Source organism: Micromonospora sp. CB01531, from assembly GCF_001905095.1.
Lineage (GTDB): Bacteria > Actinomycetota > Actinomycetes > Mycobacteriales > Micromonosporaceae > Micromonospora.
In genome coordinates this window covers 31,835-52,463 of sequence record NZ_LWLS01000097.1, presented here as the reverse complement: position 1 = coordinate 52,463, position 20,629 = coordinate 31,835, and the positions used below count along the sequence as shown (strand labels likewise).

The window sequence follows — 20,629 nt, the reverse complement described above, 5'->3', positions numbered from 1 at the left end:
GACACCCCCGACGAATTAACGGAAATGAGCACTTAGGCTGCTGAGCCTGGTTCGGCAGGCTTCTATTGCGAGTTGTTCCATGATCCGCAGTAACCCCGACGGCGAACAACCGGACCGTCTCACGTCGGGCCCGACCCTCGGCCGTCAGCCACCACGATCGGGATCTCGCCTTCCTCGATGCCTCTGACACGGGCAGCGCTGTGGGTGCCGAGAACCTCGTCCGGGCAGGTCAGGCGGCATGTTTGTACTCGTTGAGGACGCCATCCAGAGGATCGCGCCGACGGATGTCGAGGCCGTCGAAATAGAAGAACAGAAGCCGGCCGTCGACCGGCAGCCCCAACTCGGTGGCCACCCCTGGCAGCGCGGCGCAGTCGACGGAGGCGATGAAGCTCAACGGCCCGTGCCCCTCCCAGGCCGGCCATGCCAGGTCGCCGGGCAGTTCGGGCTCGCCGCCCAGGTATCCGACCGGAGGCCCGTCACCGTCGTCGGCAGGGACCAGCCGAATTCCCGGCCGCAGCAGCGACAACCACGTGTCGGCGACATCTGCCGGCAGGTGCTCAAGGGCCGCGGCCGCAAGATCGATCTGACTGGTCATGCCGAGCATCATGCCACCGCACCCGACACGGACGTCGATGCTGGCCCGCCCCGGCCTCACCGTCGACCTGACCCCGCTGCTGGCCGAACCACAACACCGTCAGCCGGCCACAAGGCCGATCCTTCACAGAAGTCCGGCTCACCCCATCCTCATCCGCCGAGCGGGCGTCACGCTAGGTGGCAGAGGAGCGGCAGAGTGCGACGCCCGGTCGTGCCGAGAACAGTGCACTTGATCGTGGTGACCGATGTTCACGCTGGCCAAAGACTCCGTGAAACGCGGGGGGCCTCGCGGTGATGTGGGCGAGCGGTCTGGCGTGACCTCCCAGAGAACACTGAAGTGGTCAGGGTTCGCTGCTCCCTGCCTGGTCGGTGCCGGCTGTCGTCCTGCGGCCCGCTGACGCCAATCACGAGGGCATGCTGTATCGATGTATGGCTCTGGGTGCCGTCGTAGTGGCGTCGGTATGGATCCCGGGAGTCGAGACTCGAATCCCACCGGCAATCCCCTGACCAGGGATTTCCGCTCGGTGACCTCTTCGGTGTGCCCGAAGAGGTCACCGAGGCCGCTACCCTTGCGTGAGTTTCAAAGTCTTGCCGATGATCATCGGCGGTGGGGCATTGGTTCGTGTCGCCCCACGGACACAAACCCCCGCGTGTACGGCAAGCGCACCGCGATGGGTGGGTGCAAGTTGGTCGTCTGATCGACGGGGGTGCACTCCTGTTGTGGGGGAGTGTCCCGGATGAACTCCACGGTTCCAATGAACAGAGTCGATGCGGCGCGACGACAGAAGGCAGTGCTTCTGGAGCGGCGGGCGGCGGCCTGCATTGCCGCGGCCGGCCCGCCGTGACCTCAGATGTAGTTGTTCAGGTCGCACCGGTGCCACGGGTTCCAGCTGTAGCCGTAGCCGTAGTCGGTGCTGCACCTGTTGTACCGCCCACCCCCGGGTGGGGTGGGCGGTGACGCCGGCGATGTGAAGGCGTCGGGGGCCGTGTTCGAGGAACGCCAGCGCGTAGAGGCGCCTGCCGAGGGCGGTGTCGATATGCAGGAAGTCGACGGCGATGATGCCCTGGGCCTGGTTGGTGAGGAACTGGCGCCAGGTCGGGCCGGTACGGCGTGGGGCCGGGTCGATGCCCGCCGCGTGGAGGATCTCCCAGACCGTGGAGGCGGCGATGGGGTGACCGAGTCGGGCCAGCTCGCCTTGGATCCGCGTGCCCCCACTTTGCGTTGTCGCGAGCTGCAGGATCAGCTTCTTGAGTGCTGCCTTGGTTGGCGGGCGTCCGGTGCGGGCGCGCCGGGCGCTGTAGTCCCACTTGGCGGCGATGAACCTGCGGTGCCAGGCCTGGCGGGTGGCCGGTGGCGCCCAGGGAGCCGAACAGTTCGGCGCGGACCCGCGCGACGGCGGCGAGGAGGCCATCGTTGCGCAGTCCGTCGATGAAGCGCTTGGCGGCCCGCATCGGTCCGATGGTGTGGGAGGAGGAGGGCCCGATGCCGACCGAGTAGAGGTCGAACGCGCTCAGCGCCATTACAGCCTCCGCCCGTCGACAGCCTGCTGGTACGCGGTTGCGGTCATGTCACAGCCCCGGGTACAACGGGAACTTCGCGGCCAGGTTGGCCACCCGGCCACGCAGCTCGGTGACGACGTCTTCGGTCGGCTCACTGATGAGCGCGATGGCGATGATGTCGGCGACCTCCCGGAACTCCGCATTGCCGAAACCGCGGGTGGCCAGCGCCGGGGTGCCGATGCGCAGGCCGGAGGCGACCATGGGCGGCCGCGGGTCGAACGGTACGGTGTTGCGGTTCACGGTGATACCGATCGAGTGCAACCGGTCCTCGGCCTGCCGTCCGTCGAGTTCAGAGTGACGTAGGTCGACCAGGACGAGATGTACCTGGGTGCCGCCAGTCAGTACGGTGATCCCCGCCGCTTGGACGTCGTCGGCCAGGAGCCGACCAGCCAGCGTGCGAGCACCGTCCAGCGTCCGCCGCTGCCGCTCGCGGAACTCCTCGGAGGCGGCCAGCTTGAACGCCACGGCCTTGGCGGCGATGACGTGCTCCAGCGGCCCGCCCTGCTGGCCGGGGAACACCGCCGAGTTGATCTTCTTCGCCAGGTCGGCATGGTTGGTCAGGATGACGCCACCGCGGGGACCCCCGAGGGTCTTGTGCGTCGTGGTGGTGACGACGTCGGCGTACGGCACCGGGTCCGGGTGCAGGCCCGCGGCGACCAACCCGGCGAAGTGCGCCATGTCCACCATCAGCCGGGCGCCGACCAGGTCCGCGATCCGCCGGAACTCCGCGAAGTCCAGGTGCAGCGGGTAGGCCGACCAGCCGGCCACGATCAACTTCGGCCGGTGCTCCAGCGCGAGTCGCTCCACCTCGGCCAGGTCGACCCGGAAGTCGGACTCACGTACGTGGTACGCGACCGCCTCGTACAGCTTGCCACTGTAGTTGAGCCGCATGCCGTGGGTGAGGTGACCGCCGTGCGCCAGGTCCAGGCCCAGGATCGTGTCGTCCGGATCGAGTAGCGCGGACATCGCCGCGGCGTTCGCCTGGGCACCGGAGTGTGGCTGCACGTTGGCGTACCCGGCACCGAACAGCGCCTTCGCACGGTCGATGGCGACCTGCTCCACGACATCGACGTGCTCGCAGCCGCCGTAGTAACGCCGTCCGGGGTATCCCTCGGCGTACTTGTTGGTCAGCACCGACCCCTGGGCCTGCATGACCGCGACGGGTGCGAAGTTCTCACTCGCGATCAGTTCCAGGGTGTCCTGTTGGCGGGCGAGTTCGGCCCGGATGGCGTGGTGAACCTCGGGGTCGAGATCGGCCAGCGACCGGTCGAGGATGCTCATCTCACTCGCCTCCGGTCAGCGACTTGTAGGCGGCCGCGTCGTGCAGGGCGGGGATGTTTGCGACGCGCATCCGGAACAGCCAGCCCTTCCCGAACGGGTCCAGGTTGAGTAGGCCGGGGTCGTCGACGACCGCTTGGTTGACCTCCACCACGTCGCCGTCGGCGGGGGCGTAGAGCTCGCTGACCGACTTCGTCGACTCGATTTCGCCGCAGGCCTCGCCTGCGGCGACACTGCTGCCGACGGCGGGCAGGTCGACGTAGACGACGTCGCCGAGAGCCTCGGCGGCGAAGGCGGTGATGCCGACGGTGGCGCAGTCTCCCTCGATGTCGAGCCACTCGTGCTCGGCGGTGAACCTCAGCTGGGCGGGAACGTTCATTTCTGGCTCCTGGCAGGTTGGTGCGGTCACCGGCTGCAGCGGTAGAAGGGGAGAGCGACGACCTCGACGTCCTCAGCGGCGCCGCGGATGTCGATGGCGAGCCTGGTGCCGGGCTCGTCGCGGCCGACGGCGACGTAGGCCATGGCGATCGGGTGGCCGAGCGTGGGCGATGGGGCGCCGCTGGTCACCCGGCCGATTCGCATCCCGGTCGAGGGGTCGAGCACGGGGTATCCGGCCCGCGGGGAGCGGCGGCCGGCGGACACCAACCCGACGAGCGTCTGCCTTGTCCCCGCGTTGTGACGTGCGGCGAGGGCGGCGTCCCCGACGAAACCGCCGTCCTTGTCGAGGGCGACGACCCGGCCGAGCCCTGCCTCGAACGGCGTCACCTGCCGGCTCAGCTCCTGGCCGTAGAGCGGCATGCCCGCCTCCAGTCGCAAGGTGTCACGGCACGCCAGGCCGGCAGGGACGAGGCCGCGCTGCGTGCCGGCCTCGATGAGGGCGGACCAGACCGTCTCGGCGTCCTCGGGGCGGCAGTAGACCTCGAAGCCGTCCTCACCGGTGTATCCGGTCCGGGCCAGCAGGACCGCGGCCCCGGCAAGGACGGCCTCGTCGATGGCGTAGTACCTTAGGGCCGACACGTCGAGGTCGGTCACCTCGCTGACGATTGCCGCCGAGATGGGTCCCTGGACCGCGAGCAGCCCCCAGTCGTCGGACGCGTCGCGCACCTCGGCGTCGAACCCGGACACGCGTTCGTTGAGCGCGTCGCGTACGACGAGCACGTTGGCGGCGTTGGCGACCACGAGGAACCGCTCCTCGGCCAGCCGGTAGACCACGAGGTCGTCCAGGATCCCACCGTCCTCGGCGCAGATCATCGAGTACCGGGCGCGGCCGACGCCGAGCTTCGACGGACGCCCGACCAGCGCGAAGTCGAGCGCCGCGCCGGCTTCCCGGCCGGTGAGCTCCAGCTCGCCCATGTGGCACAGGTCGAAAAGTCCGGCGGCCGAGCGCACCGCCTTGTGCTCGGCGATCTCAGAGGAGTAGCGGACCGGCATCGACCAGCCGGCGAAGCCGGTGAAACTGGCACCGAGCGCCGCGTGCACGTCGTGCAGGGGCGTGCGGCGCCACGAGTGACCGGAGGGGTTCATTCGGGAGGCTCCCTTGGCTCGGGTGCCGCGAACGGCACCGGTGGGCGACCTCCCCGCTCTGTCATCGGTACCTGAGAGATTCACCGTCGATCGGACGGTTTGCACCATGGGTGCAGGACATCCGCGTCCTGACTTTTCAGAGTTGCCTCACCGGAGCGGTACAGGGCCTGAGAGATTCTGGGGAGAGTTGCTCCTTCGGCGCTCGGTCCGGGTTGTGGCCGAGTCTCTCCCGCTCCGGTTCAAGCGGCGCGATGTTCAGTTGTGTGTGCCGTCAGACCAGGATCAGACCAGGACGCCATCCTCGGCGACAACCCGGTCCCGGCGCACGACGATGCGGCTGGGCGGCCGGTCCATCACCGCGCTGGTCACCGTCTCTCCGGCGATCAGGACGAGGTCGGCGCAGTCGCCCGGCGCGAGCCCACGAGGTTCCTCGGAGTTCGCCGTCCACGCGGCCCCGCCGCCGCCCTCGACGATGGCGCGGCCACCGACGGTGGCGACCGCGACGCAGCGTTCGATGAGGTCGTCGCGGCGCAGCTGGCTGACGAACGCGAGCTGCCACGTGCGACCGAGCATGTCCCCGTCGCCGAACGGGGACCAGTAGTCCCGCATGCCGTCCTGACCGAGGCCGACCCTTACCGCATGGCGCGCCAGGAGGTCGAGCGGAAGCGTGCGCCGACCGGCCGGTGCGATCGTGGTCAGGGCGATGTCGAGCTCGGCCAGCTGGCTGGCGATCGCCTCGACGCGGTCCGGGGTCAGGGTGGCGAGCGCGAACGCGTGCGAGACGGTGACCATGCCGTGCATGGCGAGGGCGCGTACCCGGTCGAAGATGAGGTCGAGCGTGAATGCGCCGAGTTCGCCGGTCTCGTGCAGGTGGAGGTCGACGCCGACCTGATGGCGTTCGGCCAACCCGAAGACGGTGTCAAGGTGCTCGACGGGATTCCGGTCGAGGCCGCATGGGTCGATCCCGCCGACCAGGTCCGCTCCGCTCGACAGCGCAGCGGCGAGCAGGTCGGCGGTACCCCGGTCACGGATGATGCCTGCCTGTGGGAAGGCCACGACCTGGACCGTGGCCCTGGCTTGGTGGGCCGCACGGGCGGCGAGCACCCCCTCGATGCGGTCGAGCCCGGACAGGGTGTCGACCTGGGCGTGGCTGCGTACCGTCGTGGCACCCGAGGCGATGGTCCGGTCGAGCGTGTAGGTCGCCCGTTCGCTGACGCTCTCCTCCGCCGACCGCCAGTTGGCACGGTCGTTCTCGATCAGCCCCTCCAGTCCCGGGCCCGCCGTGTGTGGGCGGAACGGCAGACCCAGGCGGGTGGAGTCCAGGTGGGCGTGCGTGTCGGTGAAGGAGGGCAGGGCGATGTGGCCGCGCCCGTCGATGACGCTGCCGTCCGCGTCCGGCGTCGCGTTGCCCGCCGGCACAACCTTGGCGATCCGGCCGCCCTCGATGACGATGTCGCTCGGTTCGCCCGCCCACGGGCGTACGTTCTTGATCAAGGTGGCGGTCGTCAACGATCCTCCTCGCGGCTGTGGCGGCAAGGCGGCTGGACCGCTTCCGCCTCGGACGGCCCGGTCACTTGAGCGCGCACTGCTGCTCCTGGCTGGCGATTATCGACAGCGCGATGTCGACGGCCCGCGCCTCGTCTCCGGACTTGATCGCATCGAAGAGCGCTTCGTGGTCGTCACCACCCTCGCCGACGGCGTGCTGCAGGGACTCGGTCGTGTTCAGGGACTCGCGGATGGCCATCGAGAGTCCCTCGTAGAGCCCGAGGAGCAGGGTGTTGTGGGCGGCCTGCGCCACCGCCAGGTGGAACGCCACGTCGGCGTCGACGAACGTGGCCTGGTCTCCGGCCGACGCGGCCTCGCGGCGGCGCCGCAGCGTCGCCTCCATCGCGCTGAGGTCGTCGTCGGTGCGTCGTGCCGTGGCCAGGTGAACCGCGGTCGCGTCCAGCCCGCGCCGCACCTCGAGCACATCGCGGGCCTTGCTGTCCCTGAGCTTGCGGCTGAATGCCACGGCCGACTCGTCGACGGCGACGACATAGGTGCCGTCGCCCTGGCGTACTGACAGCAGACCGGCGTGCACGAGCGCTCGAGTGGCCTCCCGCAGCGGGGCTCGGCTGATCCCAAGGATCTCGGTCAGTTCCGCCTCGGAAGGCAGCCGGTCACCAGGAACCCAGTGCCCTTCACGGATCTGTGTGCGAATCTCCTCGATCGCCGCCTCCACCGCCGAGACGCGGTTGACCCTGGGCACCTGCCTTCCCATCCGCCTGGCGTTGACCGGCGTCTGTGCGGACCCGCTCCGTGGAAAATTCACCGCTACCCCTACCCTAAACATCAGACATCTGGTAACCATATCCCATGACGGCGCCCCGCGCATCGCCCCTCGTCCAACTGACCCTGCTGCGATCCCCACCCGAGCCTCGGACGCGAGCACCACGCCGAGTCTCGGAGCGACTTGCCGACCGACGCAGGGTAACGATGATGGCGACTGGCCGGCGGCCCTGGACCTGATCCGCGAGTTGGGTCTCGACGGCGTGCTCTTCGCAACGGCGGCGGGTGTCCAGGAGCTCACGCTGCGCGGAACGACCTCGAACTGAATTTGATTCTGACCCTGGCATCTAGCTCACCTGAGACATCAGATCTTCATAGGAATTTTGCTCCGACGCGACTCCACGAGGAGCAAAGGATCCGAGCTGATCAGGCCGACCAGTCCGATGGAGGAGAAGTGCACCAGAACCCGCAGCCCACGGCCGTCGAGGCCTTCCCGGTGCCGTTGGAGCACGAGTCGGACACCACCGCGCTCGTGCAGCTCGTCACCGAGGGCCGTCTGCGTCCCGACGAGATCTGCGCGGTCACCGGTAAGACGGAAGGCAACAGACCCGGTGAGAACAGTCGAGCGGCCGCGATCGGCGCGGTCCGCCGGTTCCTCGAGGAGCACAGCGATCTGGGTGCCGACCGAATCGCCCGCATCCCCATGGTTTTCTCCAGTGGAGGTGTCGGCATCCTTGCACCGCACGTGGTGGTCTACGCCAAACGCGCCTGGGACGGTCCCGTCGGGCCTGAGCCGAGACTAGCCATCGGCACTGCACAGTCGGCGCCCATCCGGCCCGAGTGGGTCGGTCACCCCGCGATGGTCGAACACGTCGCCGACGCCGTCCGGGCCGCTGCTCGTGATGCCGGCATCGATCCATCCGATGCCGAGTACGTCCTGACGAAAAGCCGTGGGCTGCAGCCGGAGGACCTTGAGGACGCCCAGCAACGTGGACACGAAATCTCGCCCTTCGAGCCGAGGCTAGCGGTTCCGAAAACCAGTGGCGCCGCGGCTTTGGGAGTCGCCGTTGCGGTCGACCACCTCGAGATGCCTGCCGACGGCGACATCGGCACCAACCTGGATCTGTGGACCGATCGGGTCTCCTCATCGGCCGGTCGGGAGCACAGAGAAACGCAGGTCGTCCTCCTAGGGAACACAACGGCGGCCGGCGGACGACTGCGCGTGGGGCGGTCGGTGATGACCGACCTGCTGGACGTCGACTCGCTTCATCGAGCCTTGCGCGCGGCGGGCCTGTCAGTTAACGGCGCGCCGCTCGCACCCGACCAGCGCGAACGGATTGTGGCGGTCTACGTGAAGATCGGCACGCCCATCGGCGCGCGGCTTCGCGGACGGCGCCAAGTTCACAACGCCGAAAACCCGAACTATATGAACGAACTCAAAGCAGCCGTGGGCGGCATGTTCGCTGCGGCTCTGCAGGACACAGTCCTGTACATCTCATCCGGCGCCGTCCACCAGGGACCGCCCGGTGGAGGAACGGTGGCCGTCGTCGTCGACCAAGGACGATGACCGGACCATCCACCCGTCGACTCCATCATCCAGGCGGTAGCCGGAGGACGCTCAACGCACGCATCACCGCCCAGGTATGCGTCACCGCAGCAGACCGAACCATCCCATTTCGAAGCCGGACCACGGTAGACCCACATTCTCACCCCAACCGGAGAACCGACATGGCTAACTTCGCAAGTGGAATCACCAGGCGCAATTTCGTTCGTGGCGCGGCTGGTGTTGCATCCCTCGCCGCAATGGGTGGCCTCGCCGCCTGTAGCGGAGGCGCCGGAACCGAAGGTGGACCGCAGCCAGTCCGCACCGGTCCGGGACCCGGGGGTTATCGCATCGATCTCGGCGGGTACCAGGGACCCGAGCTGACCGACAAGCCGGTTGTGCTCCGCTTCCTTCGACAGAGTTACAGCGACGAGGTGAATGCCCTGTTCGCCTCGCACTACGCGACGTTCTCCAAGGCATACCCGAACATCAAGATCGAAGAGGAACTCATTCCCTACGGCAACCTGCCTCAGAAGATTCAGATCTACACACAGTCCGGTGATGCACCAGACATCATGATGTCGCGCCTCGACTTCACCGAGTACATGTCGCGATCTGGCCAAGCTCTGAACCTCACGGATTACCTCACTCAAGCGTTCCTCTCCGACCTGTTCACTCCCATGCGGGAGGCTGGATCGAGCGGCGGAAGGCTCTATTTGATGCCGTGGGAAGGATACCTCCCCATGGTCCTCTTCAACCGGGAAATTTTCAAACGCGCTGGAGTTCCCACGCCGCCCGAGGTCGACAAACTCGACGACGGATGGACCGTCGAGCAGATGTTTGAAACGATGAACGCACTCACCCATAACCTCCGCAAGAAGGGTGACACCGCGACGTGGGCTCTGGAGTCATCGATCTTGGGCAACGGCGGACCTGGGTCGAACTACACCCAGTATGAGAGCATCTGGATACGAAACATGGGCGACCGCAGTGCCGAAAAGGGGTCATCGCTGCACAGTACCTGGCAAGGCGTGAGCGACAACGGTCTCACCGTAAGTGGCTACCTTGACACGGACGAGGCCATCCAAGGTATGCGCAACTATCAGCGGCTCTTCAGCGAAGGCCTGACGCCCAAATCCGCGATTCCTGCGCAGTTCCAAGGCGCGCAGGCTGCGATGTCGATGAACTCGATCAGGCAAATTCTTAACCGCGACAAGCCGGGAGGTGCAAGTCCCTTCGATGTCGGTGTGACGTTGGATCCCCGACGGAACATGCTGTTCGGGTGTAACAGCGGCGACGCCCCGTTTGTCTGGGCGAAGAGCAAACACCCGAACGAGGCTGCCGCACTGTTGGCTTACCTGTGTTCCGACGCGTGCCAGGCCCCATTCTTCCGGTCGCGAGGAGCTTTCATCACGCGGCGCTCCCTGGTCGAGAAGCTCGAGGAGTATCAGAAGCCCGACGAACAACTCGCCCTCAAGGTCGCGGATAACTGCGACGGCGCCCCGCGGACGGTCGGGTGGAACGAATACTACGCGGCGATCAACCCAGCGGTGAAGGACATTGCGCTCGGCGCCGATCCGGAGAAGACCCTGAGAGGAACCGCCAAGCACATCGATGACCAGTTGAAGAAGTACCACCGGTGATCAAGGCGGCTATCAAGAGTCGGGCGGCGCCTCGGCGCACGACCCGGCGCAGTGGAACGGTGCGTCGGGGGAGCGCTGCTCTCGTCATGATCCTCCCCGCCATTGTGGGGATCGCATTATTCCAGTACTACCCGGTGATCGTTGCAGCCGTGCATAGTCTGCAGTCGTTCGATCCCTTTACCAACGAGGCGGTCGGGTTCACCGGCTTGGACAACTACAGTCGGATGTTCACCAACGAAGGTTTCCAGTCCGCGCTGCGAAATACTGTGCTGTACGTGATGAGTTCAATGCTGATCGAGATACCGCTGAGCTTGGCGTTGGCCGTCTTTATCGATCAGCACCTGCCCGGAACGCGATTCGTGCGAGTTTCGGTCATCGCGACGCTGGCCGCATCGGAAACCGTCGCGGCGATCGTCTGGGCTCAGATGTACAACCCGGATCAGGGTCTGTTCAACGGACTGCTCAGTGTTCTCGGTGTGCCTCCGCAGGACTTCCTCAACAGTGGAAGCGAAGCCCTTATATCAGTGGTGCTGATGTCCAGTTGGAAGAACATCGGCATTCCGACGCTGATCTTCCTGACCGGTCTTCAAGCAATCCCCAGGGACTACTATGAGGCAGCGGCTATCGACGGCGCGAGTGGATTCCGTCAGTTCCGAAGTATCACCCTCCCGCTGCTTCGCGGAAGCGGGACCGTGGTCGTGTTCATGGCGACGCTGCAGTCGGCACGAATCTTCGTACCGATCGTTCTCATGACGCAGGGCGGGCCCGACGGGGCAACACGAAATCTCGTGTTCTATTCATACGAGCAGACGTTTCAGTTCAACTCACGCGGCGTAGGGTCGGCTGCGGCCATATTCATGCTCCTCTTCCTGGGAGTCATCATCGCAGTTCAGTTCAAGCTCTTAGGACGTCGATATGACTCATGACCCTGCCTCGGTTGACAGCATCGAGAATGACTCGAGCAGCGGGCACCAGAAAACGGGAACGCTCGCCGGCGCAGATACGGCGCCCGGGCGCCTGCCACTGGCGGGAGGTGACCTTCCGTGGACGGGCCGATCGCGCCGAATCCGTCCTGGCCGCATCCTGATCGGCTGCGGAATGACGGTGGTCGGGCTGGCCTTCGCCTTTCCGATTCTCTGGATGGCGTTGACGGCGTTCAAGTCGACGGAGGCGTTCCTCTCCGAGACGTACCCGTTGTCCTGGAAGTCGTTTCTTCCCTCGCAACCCACAGTCGACAACTTCCTCAGCATCTTCCGCGTCTTTGGGTTCGAGCGGAACCTGTTCAACACTGCGATCGTAGCCGCCGGTCAGATCGTGGGTTCGATGGCTGTGTGCAGCCTTGCCGGCTATGCGTTCGCACTTAAGGAGTTCCGCTTCCGACGCGGGCTGTTCGCCTTTTGCATGATCCCGGCGTTCCTGCCAGCGGAAGCGCTGATCGTCCCTCTGTACGATGTCGTCAAGAGCCTGGGTCTCGTGTCGACCTATTTGGGTCTGTTCCTGCCATTCATCTGCAACCCCTTCGGGATTCTGCTGATGCGTCAGGCGTTCCGTGAGGTTCCCCGTTCGATCTTCGAGGCTGCCGACGTGGACGGAGCATCCGAGGCACGTACGTTCCTGAGGATCGGACTGCCCGGCGTGAGGCCCGCGCTCGCCACCTTGGCGCTGCTGCAGTTCATCTGGTCCTGGAGTTCGTTCTTCTGGCCGCTTGTCGCGATGCAGGACCCGGCCAAACAGGTGGCGCAGGTCGGCATGGCGAACTTTGCTACGGCAGCGAATACCCCTTTGTACGGTGAGGTGTTCGCCGCAGCAACAGTGTTGACCCTACCCGTTGTGGCGCTATCCATCGTTCTGCAGCGTTACTACGTGAAAGGAATGGTGAGTTCAAGCGGCAGATAACGTGCCATGCTTGAATGCGTCTGCGCCAGGAGGATGCCGAAATCGGTCTCCTGCCGCTGGCCCTGTATTGATGGGTCCTCGACCTTGCGGCTTCGCGAACCTGCGGTGAGCGGCTGGCCTTGACGGGCTAACGGCCGCGGTTACCCATCGCCCACGGCGCTGCACGCCGAGGCCTCCAACCTGCGCGTCGCCGAATGCGACCGACAGCCGGCAGCCGACCAGCCATGCGGGCTGTGCGCACCAGCAGAGCCACCAGCAACAAGGAGAACCCGACTATGAAGATCGGTATCGACGGCAGGACGATCCCCGGCGCCGCAGACCGAACTCCCCAGAACATCCTCCGGGAGACGCTCGCGAAGCTCGAAGGGGCTCGAGGTGCGACAGGATCGGACGACTGACATGACCACGGCCCCCACTGACACCCGACCGAGCCGTCAGCGAGGTCCGGCCCGATGACCCAGCACGCCCCCGGCGGCATCGACGGAGTGCCGCAACCGATCCGGGTACTGGTCCTCAACTGCAACGTGACCGAGTCGATGACAGCGGTCATCGCGGAGTCAGCCCGATCCGCCGCCAGCCCGGGCACGATCGTCACCGCCATCTCACCCAAATGGGGGGTAGCTTCCGCCGAAGGCTACCTGGACAGCTTCATCGCGGCCAACGCCATGCTCGAACGGCTCGCCACCTGGCCCGATGAAACGGACGCGGTGATCCTCGCCGGCTTCGGCGAGCATGGCCGAGAAGCCGCCCGCGAACTCCTGGACGTACCGGTCGTGGACATCACCGACGCCGCAGCTCACGTGGCGTTGATGCTGGCACCGAGGTACGGCGTCGTGACCACACTGCGCCGGTCGGTCGTGCAGATCGAAGACAGCCTGCGAGCAGCGGGCGTGTCGCAACACTGCGTAGGCGTGCTGGCGGCGGGCCTTCCCGTCCTCGAGGTACACGCCGACGAGGACCGGACGCGCCACGCCATCGTGGAGCGCGGCCGGCAGCTGATCGAGGCCGGGGCCGAAGCGCTGGTGCTCGGCTGCGCGGGCTTCGCCGGTCGCGCGGCCTCCTTCGCGGACGAACTCGGCATCCCCGTGGTCGACCCGGTGGCCGCGGCGATGCTGTTCGCGGAAGGCCTGGTCCGGCTCAGGCTCCACACCAGCAAGATCTCGACGTACGCCAAGCCGCTCCCCAAGGCTCGCCCCGGTTGGGGTCCCGCAGCGTTGCTGGCGGCCGACGCGCTCGACGCGCACCTCGCCTGACGTCCACCATCGCTGCGGCGCCGAGTCCCCAGCGCAACGACCAGCGGCCGACGACGGCCGGGAAAGAGGATCAGATGACAACGGCGCTGCACGCCCGGTACGTACTCGGCTACTCCGCAGGCGATCACGTCCTGATAGAGGACGCCTCCGTCGTGTACGACGGCCCCCAGATCCAGTACGTCGGCCCGCGCCGGAAGGGCCAGGCGGAAAGAACGATCGAGATGGGAGATGCCCTGGTGATACCGGGCCTCATCGACCTCGACGCGGTCTCCGACATCGACCACGCGCTCCTCGACTCCTGGGCGTCACCAGACATCGGTCCGGGACTGCAGTGGTCGGAAGACTACTTCCGGCACCGCCGACGCGACGTCTTCGACCAGGAGGAACGGAACTTCATCCGCCAGTACGCGCTCGCCCAGCTCCTGCTGCACGGGGTCACGACCTGCATGCCGATCGCGTCGGAAGTCCACAGCTCCTGGGCGGAGACCTGCGAGGACGCCATCGGTATCGCGGAGGCGGCCCGGACTCTCGGCATCCGTACCTACGTCGGGCCCAGCTACCGCTCCGGCGTCAACGTCGTACGCGACGACGGCGGGCGCGGCGTGCTCTGGGACGACCAACAGGGGCTCGCCGGCCTGCGGCACGCCGAGCGCTTCCTGGAGTACGCCGCATCGTCGGCGGGCGACCTGGTCACCGGTGTTCTGCTGCCGTGCCGCGTCGAGACTATGGCGCTGGAACTGCTCGAGGCCACCGCCAAGCTCGCTCGCAAGCACGACGTGCCGGTGCGGCTGCACTCGATGCAGGGCCAAGTCGAGCTCGAGCTGCTCCGACGCTGGTACAACGCGACGCCGATGGAGATCCTCGAACGCACCGGTCTCCTCGACTGCCGCCTGCTCGTCCCGCACGCGACCTACGGTGCCGGCAACGGAAAACGACCCTCGCCTTCGGACACCGAGCTCGACGCGCTCGTCCGTGCCGGGGCGTCGATCGTGCACTGCCCTTCGACCTCGCTTCGTTACGGCACGGTGCTGGACACCTTCGACCGGTTCCGCCGGGCCGGCGTCAATGTCACCCTCGGCAGCGACAGCTTCCCGCCGGACCTATTCCGAGCCATGGACGTGGGGTCCAACCTCAACAAGGTGCTCGACGGCCGCCTCGACGCCGGCGACGTTGCGGCGTATTTCCGGGCTGCGACCCTCAACGCGGCGAAGGCGCTGGGGCGCGAGGACCTTGGCCGGCTCGCTCCCGGCGCGCAGGCGGACCTGGTCGTGCTCCGGCTGACCGACTTCAGGCTCGGCGTCGTCGACGATCCGTTGCGAACCTTCCTGATGTCCGGCTCTCCGCGCGACATCGCCATGACCGTGGTGTCCGGGCGAACGGTGGTCCGGGACGGCAAGCTTCCGGGATTCGATCTTGCCCAGATGAAGGGTCGAGCCCAGCGGCTCTTTGCCCGCATGCGAGCGGCCTACTCCGAGCGCGACTCGTCTCGCCGCAGCGCCGCGGAGCTGTTCCCATCCGTCTTCCGGCGGCTCCCCGCACCGGGCGCACACGCCGGCCTGAGCCACGGCGAGGAAGCCACATGCGCGCCCTAGTCAAGAACCACGCTGGCCCAGGACTGCGGCTGGCCAAAGCCGCCGAACCCGACCTGAGGCAAGGTCACGCGACGATCCGCGTGCACCGCGCCGGCCCGGGGGACCTGCACCTCGAAGGGCACGCCGTCGGGTTCGTTGGCGATCGCGTGCCGGAGACGGGTGTCCACGTCACCGCGTTCTCCGACCGTGTCGTGCCGGACGGTCGGGCGCGCATTCGCATGCAGCTGTCCGCGGTGCACACCGCCGAGGGCATCAAGACCTGTGTGGCGGCGTTCCCGTCCGCTCGCGAGCGGGTTGCCGAGGCAGGCCATGCCGAGCGCTAGTCCGACGAAGGCCGCCGACATCAGTAGTAGACCCAAAGAAGAAAAGGTGTAGTCATGTCAATCGAAGTGACCGGAAGCGTTGTCGAGGGCGGCGGCAGGATCCTTGGTCCGGACGCCCTGCAGTTCGTGGCGGAGCTGCACCGCCGGTTCGGCGCACGCCGCGTCGAGCTCCTCGACGCTCGGCGTACCCGTCGGGCGGAGGTGGCCCGCACCGGCAGGCTGGACTTCCTCGCCGAGACCGCCGACATCCGGGCCGCACAGTGGCAGGTCGCCCCGGCCCCCGAGGACCTGCGCGACCGGCGCGTCGAGATCACAGGCCCGGCCGACCGAAAGATGGCCATCAATGCCCTCAATTCCGGGGCTCGGGTGTGGCTCGCGGACTTGGAGGACTCCAGCACGCCGCACTGGAGCAACGTCGTCGGCGGACAGGTGAACCTGTACGACGCAATCCGGCGAGACATCGGCTTCACCTCACCGGATGGGAAGGTCTACCAGCTGCGGGAGGACCAGCGGCTGGCGACCATCGTGGTGCGACCGCGCGGCTGGCACCTCGACGAGAAGCACGTGCTCGTTGACGGCGAGCCGGTTGCGGGTGCCTTCGTCGACTTCGGGCTGTTTTTCTTCCACAACGCGAGGGAGCTGCTCGAGCGGGGGAGCGGGCCGTACTTCTACCTGCCGAAGATGGAGAGCCACCTCGAGGCGAGGTTGTGGAACGACGTGTTCACCTTCGCCCAGGAACGGCTCGGGTTACCGTACGGCACGGTGCGCGCGACGGTGCTCATCGAGACGATCACCGCCGCGTTCGAGATGGAGGAGATCCTCTACGAGCTGCGTGACCATGCATCAGGCCTCAACGCCGGCCGCTGGGACTACCTGTTCAGCGTGATCAAGTACTTCCGCGACTCGGGTCCCCGGTTCGTGCTTCCCGACCGGGCCGCGGTCGCGATGACCGCGCCGTTCATGAAGGCGTACGCCGAGATGCTGGTGAAGACCTGCCACAAGCGGGGCGCCTTCGCGATGGGCGGCATGTCCGCGTTCATCCCGAGTCGTCGTGACGAGCAGGTCAACGCCCGCGCGTTCGAGCAGGTCAAGGCCGACAAGAACCGGGAAGCCTGCCAGGGGTTCGACGGTTCCTGGGTCGCGCACCCGGACCTTGTGCCGCTCTGCGTCGAGGCGTTCGACTCCGCGCTCGGTGGCGAACCCAACCAGGTCGATAGGCATCGCGACGACGTGCAGGTGACCGCTGACGACCTCCTGGACGTCGCGTCGACACCCGGCTCGATCACCCATCACGGCCTGCACGCGAACGTCGAGGTCGCGATCCTCTACCTAGAGTCCTGGTTGAGGGGCACCGGAGCCGTCGCGATCCACAACCTCATGGAGGACGCCGCGACCGCGGAGATCTCCCGTTCGCAGGTCTGGCAGTGGGTGCACAACGCCTCGAAGCTCGACGACGGCACGGTGATCACCGCGGAACTCGTGCGCGAGGTGGTTGAGACCGAAATGGCGAACATCCGAGCTCAGGTCGGCGACGGATACGACGAGCGCCCGTTCCAGCAGGCCCGCGACATCTTCGAGGACGTCGCGTTGAGCGAGGAGTACGTCGACTTCCTGACGCTGCCGGCCTACGACGCGGTCGTCGCCCAGTGACCCTCCTCGACCGACTGAGCCGCGAGCTCGACGCCCGGCTCGCCAGGGCCGACGCCAAGCTCCCGGCCCTCTACCCAGGCGAGCGCGGGGTGCGGCAACCGGTGCACACCCTGTACGTGCCCGCCGACAAGTTCGGCGCCGGGACCGTCGAGTCATTCGGCCGGGAGGCGCTGGCGGTGCTCGACGAGTGCGCCGACGTGCTCTCGGCGGACGATGACGTACGCGAACGCGTGCGGGCCAAGCTCGCCGTGGAGCCGATCGAGGACCTGCGCATCGACTTCGAGGACGGCTACGGCATCCGGTCAGACGAGGAGGAGGACCAGGCCGTACGCGACGCGGCGAGGGCGCTGCGCTCGGGTGCCCGGCCACCCTTCCACGGGATCCGGTTCAAGGCTTTCGAGGCGGCGACCCGGGCGCGTGGCCTGCGTACGCTCGACCTGTTCATCTCCGAGATCGGGGACGTCGGCGATGGGTTCGTGGTGACGCTCCCAAAGGTCACCTCGGTCGACCAGGTCGAAGCGATGGTGCTCGCCTGCATCCGCCTAGAGCAAGAATACGGAGTCCATGGCCTCCGCTTCGAACTCCAGGTCGAGACCCCCCAGTCCATCATCGGCGCGGACGGCAGTGCCCTGGTGGCGCGCATGGTGCACGCGTCGGAAGGCCGGTGCACCGGGCTCCACTACGGCACGTACGACTACTCGGCCGCCTGCGGCATCGCGGCGGCGTACCAGAGCCTGGAGCACCCGGTGGCCGACCACGCGAAGGCGGTGATGCAGGCGGTCGCCGCCGGGACGGGCGTGTTCGTCTCCGACGGCTCGACCAACCTGCTGCCGGTCGGTGACCACGCGGCGCAGGCCTGGCGGGTGCACGCCCGCCTGGTGCGGAGGTCACTCGAACGCGGCTTCTACCAGGGTTGGGACCTGCACCCCGCGCAGTTGCCGAGCCGGTATCTCGCCACGTACGCCTTCTTCCGTCAGGGGTTGACCGCGGCTGCCGAGCGTGCTCGCGCCTATGTGTACGGCGAGAGCTCGGCCTACCTCGACGAGCCGGCGACCGCGGCGGCCCTGGCCGGCTTCCTCCTACGCGGGGTGGAGTGCGGGGCGACGGATGAGGCCGAACTCGGGATCGACCGCAGGGTTCTGCACCGGCTCGCCCGACGCGAAGGAGGACTGCGGTGACGCTGATGCTGGACACGGTGTTCAAGGCGGCGCGCGTCGTCACGCCCGACGGTGAGCGCACCGTCGACGTCGGGGTGAAGGACGGCGTGATCGCCGCGATCGAGCCGGATCTGGAGGCGCCCCGCGTGGTGCGGCTCGGCGCCGACGAGGTGCTGCTGCCCGGTCTCGTGGACACCCACGTGCACGTCAACGAACCAGGGCGCACGGAGTGGGAGGGATTTGCCAGCGCGACCCGTGCCGCAGCCGCCGGCGGGGTGACGACCATCGTCGACATGCCGCTGAACAGCATCCCTCCGACCATCGACGTCGCGGCCCTCGAGCTCAAGCGCAAGGCCGCCGCGGGGCAGTGCTTCGTCGACGTCGGCTTCTGGGGGGGAGCCGTGCCCGGAAACCTCCCAGACCTCCGCCGGCTGCATGACGAGGGCGTGTTCGGGTTCAAGTGCTTCCTGGTCGACTCTGGCATCGAGGAATTCCCGCACCTTCGGCTCGCCGAGGTCGACCAGGTCATGCACGAGTTAGCCCCGTACGACGGACTGCTTATCGTGCACGCCGAGGACGCCGACCAGATTGCGCCGGCCCCGGCGAGCCGGAAATACGCCGATTTCCTGGCGTCCCGCCCCCGGTCCGCCGAGGACCATGCCATCGCCGACGTGCTGGCCCTGTCGCAGGCGACCGGCTGCCGGGTGCACATCCTGCACCTGTCCAGCTCCGACGCGGTGCCACTGCTGGAGCAGGCCCGCGCGGACGGCGTTCGGGTCACGGTCGAGTCCTGCCCGCACTACCTGTCCTTCGACGCCGAACACATCGCCGACGGCGCCACCCAGTTCAAATGCTGCCCACCCATCCGTGAGGGCGCGAACCAGGACGCACTGTGGCAGGCACTGCGCGACGGAGTGATCGACCTCGTCGTCTCAGACCATTCCCCCTCGACGGCTGAGCTCAAGGGCATGGGCTCCGGCGACTTCGGCGCCGCCTGGGGCGGCATCTCCTCACTCCAGCTCGGTCTCTCCACCGTGTGGACCGAGGCCCGAGCCCGCGGGTTCGCCCTCACGGACGTCGCCCGGTGGATGTCACACACGCCGGCAGACACGGCCGGCATGCGGCACAAGGGTGGCATCGCTGTCGGCAACGATGCTGACTTCTGCGTCCTCGCTCCGGAGCAGCCCTTCACAGTGGAGGTGGCGCGGCTACATCACAAGAACACGGTCACCCCGTACGACGGACGCGAACTATTCGGTGTGGTCCGCAGCGCCTGGTTACGCGGCGAACGCATCGACCTCGACGCCGAGCCACGAGGCCGGTTTCTGACGAGAGGAACAGCATGATCAAGCCACCTTCGTTCACAAACCACCCGGACCTTGCCTCGCGGGTCCTCGCCGGCAGCGTGGTGTTCGCCAACGACGAGCTCTTCGCCGAACGCGAGAACCTCATCAAACCTGAACCCGCCGTCTTCTCCGCAGAGGCGTTCGGACACAAAGGAAAGACCTACGACGGGTGGGAGACCCGGCGGCGCCGGGAGCCCGGCCATGACTTCGCGATCATCCGGCTCGGCGTGCCCGGCATCCTGCACGGCGTCGTGATCGACACATCGTGGTTCACGGGTAACTACCCACCCTACGCCTCCGTCGAGGGAGCACGTGTCGACGGCTACCCATCACCGGAGGAGCTCGAAAAGGCGGACTGGACAACGCTCGTCGCAAAATCAGAGCTTCGCGGCGACGCGGACAACTTCTTCGAGATCGCCGACGAGCGCCGCTACACCCACGTGCGGCTCTCCATCTACCCCGACGGTGGCGTTGCCCGCTTCCGCGTGCATGGCACCCCCCGGCCCGACCCACGACTGTTAACCGGCACGATCGACCTCGCGGCGTTGGAGAAGGGCGGCCAAGTGGTCGACTGCTCGAACGCCTTCTACTCGTCGCCGAACAACCTGTTGTTACCAGACCGGGCTCGCATCATGGGCGACGGCTGGGAGAACGCACGACGCCGCGACGCCGGCAACGAGCACGTCACCATTCGCCTGGCAGCGCGAGGAAGGGTGCGCAGGGTGGAGATCGACACGTCCTATTTCGTCGGCAACGCTCCGGGCTGGGCGAGCCTCACCGGTGACGACGACGTTGTCCTGGTTCCCAAGACCCGGTTGCAGCCGGACACCCGCCACTTCTTCCTCGTCGAGGAGACGGCACCCGTCAGCCAGGTCCGGCTCGACGTCATTCCGGACGGTGGGGTGGCCAGACTCCGAGTGCACGGCGAGATCGATCCGGAGGTTCTTGGGCTTCTGCTCAGGAACTGACGACCCGCACGCTGTTGGTGCCGAAAAGGGTCCC

The 20,629-nt window shown here is 67.1% G+C and carries 18 protein-coding genes, 1 pseudogene and 1 riboswitch; of the genes and pseudogenes, 12 read left to right on the top strand and 7 right to left on the bottom strand.

What is annotated here, in order from left to right; genetic code table 11:
* Positions 1–229 precede the first annotated feature (229 nt).
* The 7 genes and pseudogenes from A6A27_RS30180 to A6A27_RS30145 form a co-directional block, all read right to left on the bottom strand.
* Complete coding sequence (locus A6A27_RS30180; protein ID WP_241825521.1) at positions 230–607, bottom strand: DUF1963 domain-containing protein; 378 nt, start codon at positions 605–607, stop codon at positions 230–232.
* A 1,322-nt stretch (positions 608–1,929) separates the two neighbouring features.
* A pseudogene (locus A6A27_RS46365) lies at positions 1,930–2,115 on the bottom strand (serine dehydratase beta chain); the annotation flags it as partial.
* Positions 2,116–2,163: 48 nt separating this feature from the next.
* The gene (gene glyA / locus A6A27_RS30165) at positions 2,164–3,435 is read right to left on the bottom strand and encodes a serine hydroxymethyltransferase (protein WP_073838033.1); all 1,272 of its coding nucleotides are present in this window, start codon (positions 3,433–3,435) and stop codon (positions 2,164–2,166) included.
* Position 3,436: 1 nt separating this feature from the next.
* Positions 3,437–3,811, bottom strand: coding sequence for a glycine cleavage system protein GcvH (gene gcvH / locus A6A27_RS30160; RefSeq protein ID WP_073838032.1), 375 nt, complete (start codon positions 3,809–3,811; stop codon positions 3,437–3,439).
* 26 nt (positions 3,812–3,837) lie between these two features.
* Positions 3,838–4,956: a glycine cleavage system aminomethyltransferase GcvT gene (gene gcvT, locus A6A27_RS30155; RefSeq protein ID WP_073838031.1), complete on the bottom strand. Its 1,119-nt coding sequence runs from the start codon at positions 4,954–4,956 to the stop codon at positions 3,838–3,840.
* A 146-nt stretch (positions 4,957–5,102) separates the two neighbouring features.
* Positions 5,103–5,198, bottom strand: a riboswitch (glycine riboswitch).
* A gap of 40 nt (positions 5,199–5,238) precedes the next feature.
* The gene (locus A6A27_RS30150) at positions 5,239–6,465 is read right to left on the bottom strand and encodes an amidohydrolase (protein ID WP_083672982.1); all 1,227 of its coding nucleotides are present in this window, start codon (positions 6,463–6,465) and stop codon (positions 5,239–5,241) included.
* Positions 6,466–6,526: 61 nt separating this feature from the next.
* Positions 6,527–7,204, bottom strand: a complete 678-nt coding sequence (locus A6A27_RS30145) for a FadR/GntR family transcriptional regulator (protein WP_143194246.1) — start codon at positions 7,202–7,204, stop codon at positions 6,527–6,529.
* 474 nt (positions 7,205–7,678) lie between these two features.
* On the opposite strand from A6A27_RS30145, the gene A6A27_RS30140 reads away from it, so the two are divergent.
* The 12 genes from A6A27_RS30140 to alc all read left to right on the top strand — a co-directional run bounded on the left by A6A27_RS30140 (position 7,679) and on the right by alc (position 20,595).
* Entirely contained in the window at positions 7,679–8,791 is a 1,113-nt protein-coding gene (locus tag A6A27_RS30140) for a ring-opening amidohydrolase (protein WP_073838029.1), read from the top strand.
* A 161-nt stretch (positions 8,792–8,952) separates the two neighbouring features.
* Positions 8,953–10,410 (top strand): substrate-binding domain-containing protein, encoded by a 1,458-nt coding sequence (locus tag A6A27_RS30135; protein ID WP_158074092.1) that lies wholly within the window; start codon positions 8,953–8,955, stop codon positions 10,408–10,410.
* A gap of 86 nt (positions 10,411–10,496) precedes the next feature.
* Positions 10,497–11,336 (top strand): carbohydrate ABC transporter permease, encoded by an 840-nt coding sequence (locus tag A6A27_RS30130; RefSeq protein WP_073838027.1) that lies wholly within the window; start codon positions 10,497–10,499, stop codon positions 11,334–11,336.
* Positions 11,326–12,306: a carbohydrate ABC transporter permease gene (locus tag A6A27_RS30125; RefSeq protein ID WP_083672979.1), complete on the top strand. Its 981-nt coding sequence runs from the start codon at positions 11,326–11,328 to the stop codon at positions 12,304–12,306. The genes A6A27_RS30130 and A6A27_RS30125 overlap by 11 nt, the downstream gene beginning before the upstream one ends.
* Positions 12,307–12,581: 275 nt before the next feature.
* Entirely contained in the window at positions 12,582–12,704 is a 123-nt protein-coding gene (locus A6A27_RS46940; RefSeq protein ID WP_274534602.1) for a hypothetical protein, read from the top strand.
* Between the two features lie 54 nt (positions 12,705–12,758).
* A complete protein-coding gene (locus A6A27_RS30120) occupies positions 12,759–13,559 on the top strand; it encodes an aspartate/glutamate racemase family protein (RefSeq protein WP_241825520.1) in 801 nt (266 codons plus the stop codon).
* Between the two features lie 74 nt (positions 13,560–13,633).
* Positions 13,634–15,151, top strand: coding sequence for a chlorohydrolase family protein (locus tag A6A27_RS30115; protein WP_073838026.1), 1,518 nt, complete (start codon positions 13,634–13,636; stop codon positions 15,149–15,151).
* Positions 15,139–15,474 (top strand): hypothetical protein, encoded by a 336-nt coding sequence (locus A6A27_RS30110; protein WP_073838025.1) that lies wholly within the window; start codon positions 15,139–15,141, stop codon positions 15,472–15,474. The genes A6A27_RS30115 and A6A27_RS30110 overlap by 13 nt, the downstream gene beginning before the upstream one ends.
* Positions 15,475–15,528: 54 nt before the next feature.
* Positions 15,529–17,124 carry a malate synthase A gene (gene aceB / locus A6A27_RS30105; protein WP_073838024.1) on the top strand — a complete coding sequence of 532 codons (1,596 nt, stop codon included), beginning with the start codon at positions 15,529–15,531 and terminating at the stop codon, positions 17,122–17,124.
* Positions 17,121–18,302, top strand: coding sequence for a DUF6986 family protein (locus A6A27_RS30100; protein ID WP_073838023.1), 1,182 nt, complete (start codon positions 17,121–17,123; stop codon positions 18,300–18,302). The genes aceB and A6A27_RS30100 overlap by 4 nt, the downstream gene beginning before the upstream one ends.
* A gap of 5 nt (positions 18,303–18,307) precedes the next feature.
* Complete coding sequence (allB, locus tag A6A27_RS30095; RefSeq protein WP_198940512.1) at positions 18,308–19,627, top strand: allantoinase AllB; 1,320 nt, start codon at positions 18,308–18,310, stop codon at positions 19,625–19,627.
* Positions 19,624–20,595: an allantoicase gene (gene alc / locus A6A27_RS30090; RefSeq protein WP_073838022.1), complete on the top strand. Its 972-nt coding sequence runs from the start codon at positions 19,624–19,626 to the stop codon at positions 20,593–20,595. Before allB ends, alc begins: the two co-directional genes overlap by 4 nt.
* Positions 20,596–20,629 lie beyond the last annotated feature (34 nt).

Bases quoted from the DNA above. Each gene is read 5' to 3' on its own strand.
- A6A27_RS30180 (WP_241825521.1), bottom strand. From the start codon at position 607: ATGATGCTCGGCATGACCAGTCAGATCGATCTTGCGGCCGCGGCCCTT.
- glyA (WP_073838033.1), bottom strand. From the start codon at position 3,435: ATGAGCATCCTCGACCGGTCGCTGGCCGATCTCGACCCCGAGGTTCAC.
- gcvH (WP_073838032.1), bottom strand. From the start codon at position 3,811: ATGAACGTTCCCGCCCAGCTGAGGTTCACCGCCGAGCACGAGTGGCTC.
- gcvT (WP_073838031.1), bottom strand. From the start codon at position 4,956: ATGAACCCCTCCGGTCACTCGTGGCGCCGCACGCCCCTGCACGACGTG.
- A6A27_RS30135 (WP_158074092.1), top strand. From the start codon at position 8,953: ATGGCTAACTTCGCAAGTGGAATCACCAGGCGCAATTTCGTTCGTGGC.
- A6A27_RS30130 (WP_073838027.1), top strand. From the start codon at position 10,497: ATGATCCTCCCCGCCATTGTGGGGATCGCATTATTCCAGTACTACCCG.
- A6A27_RS30125 (WP_083672979.1), top strand. From the start codon at position 11,326: ATGACTCATGACCCTGCCTCGGTTGACAGCATCGAGAATGACTCGAGC.
- A6A27_RS46940 (WP_274534602.1), top strand. From the start codon at position 12,582: ATGAAGATCGGTATCGACGGCAGGACGATCCCCGGCGCCGCAGACCGA.
- A6A27_RS30120 (WP_241825520.1), top strand. From the start codon at position 12,759: ATGACCCAGCACGCCCCCGGCGGCATCGACGGAGTGCCGCAACCGATC.
- A6A27_RS30115 (WP_073838026.1), top strand. From the start codon at position 13,634: ATGACAACGGCGCTGCACGCCCGGTACGTACTCGGCTACTCCGCAGGC.
- A6A27_RS30110 (WP_073838025.1), top strand. From the start codon at position 15,139: ATGCGCGCCCTAGTCAAGAACCACGCTGGCCCAGGACTGCGGCTGGCC.
- aceB (WP_073838024.1), top strand. From the start codon at position 15,529: ATGTCAATCGAAGTGACCGGAAGCGTTGTCGAGGGCGGCGGCAGGATC.
- allB (WP_198940512.1), top strand. From the start codon at position 18,308: ATGCTGGACACGGTGTTCAAGGCGGCGCGCGTCGTCACGCCCGACGGT.
- alc (WP_073838022.1), top strand. From the start codon at position 19,624: ATGATCAAGCCACCTTCGTTCACAAACCACCCGGACCTTGCCTCGCGG.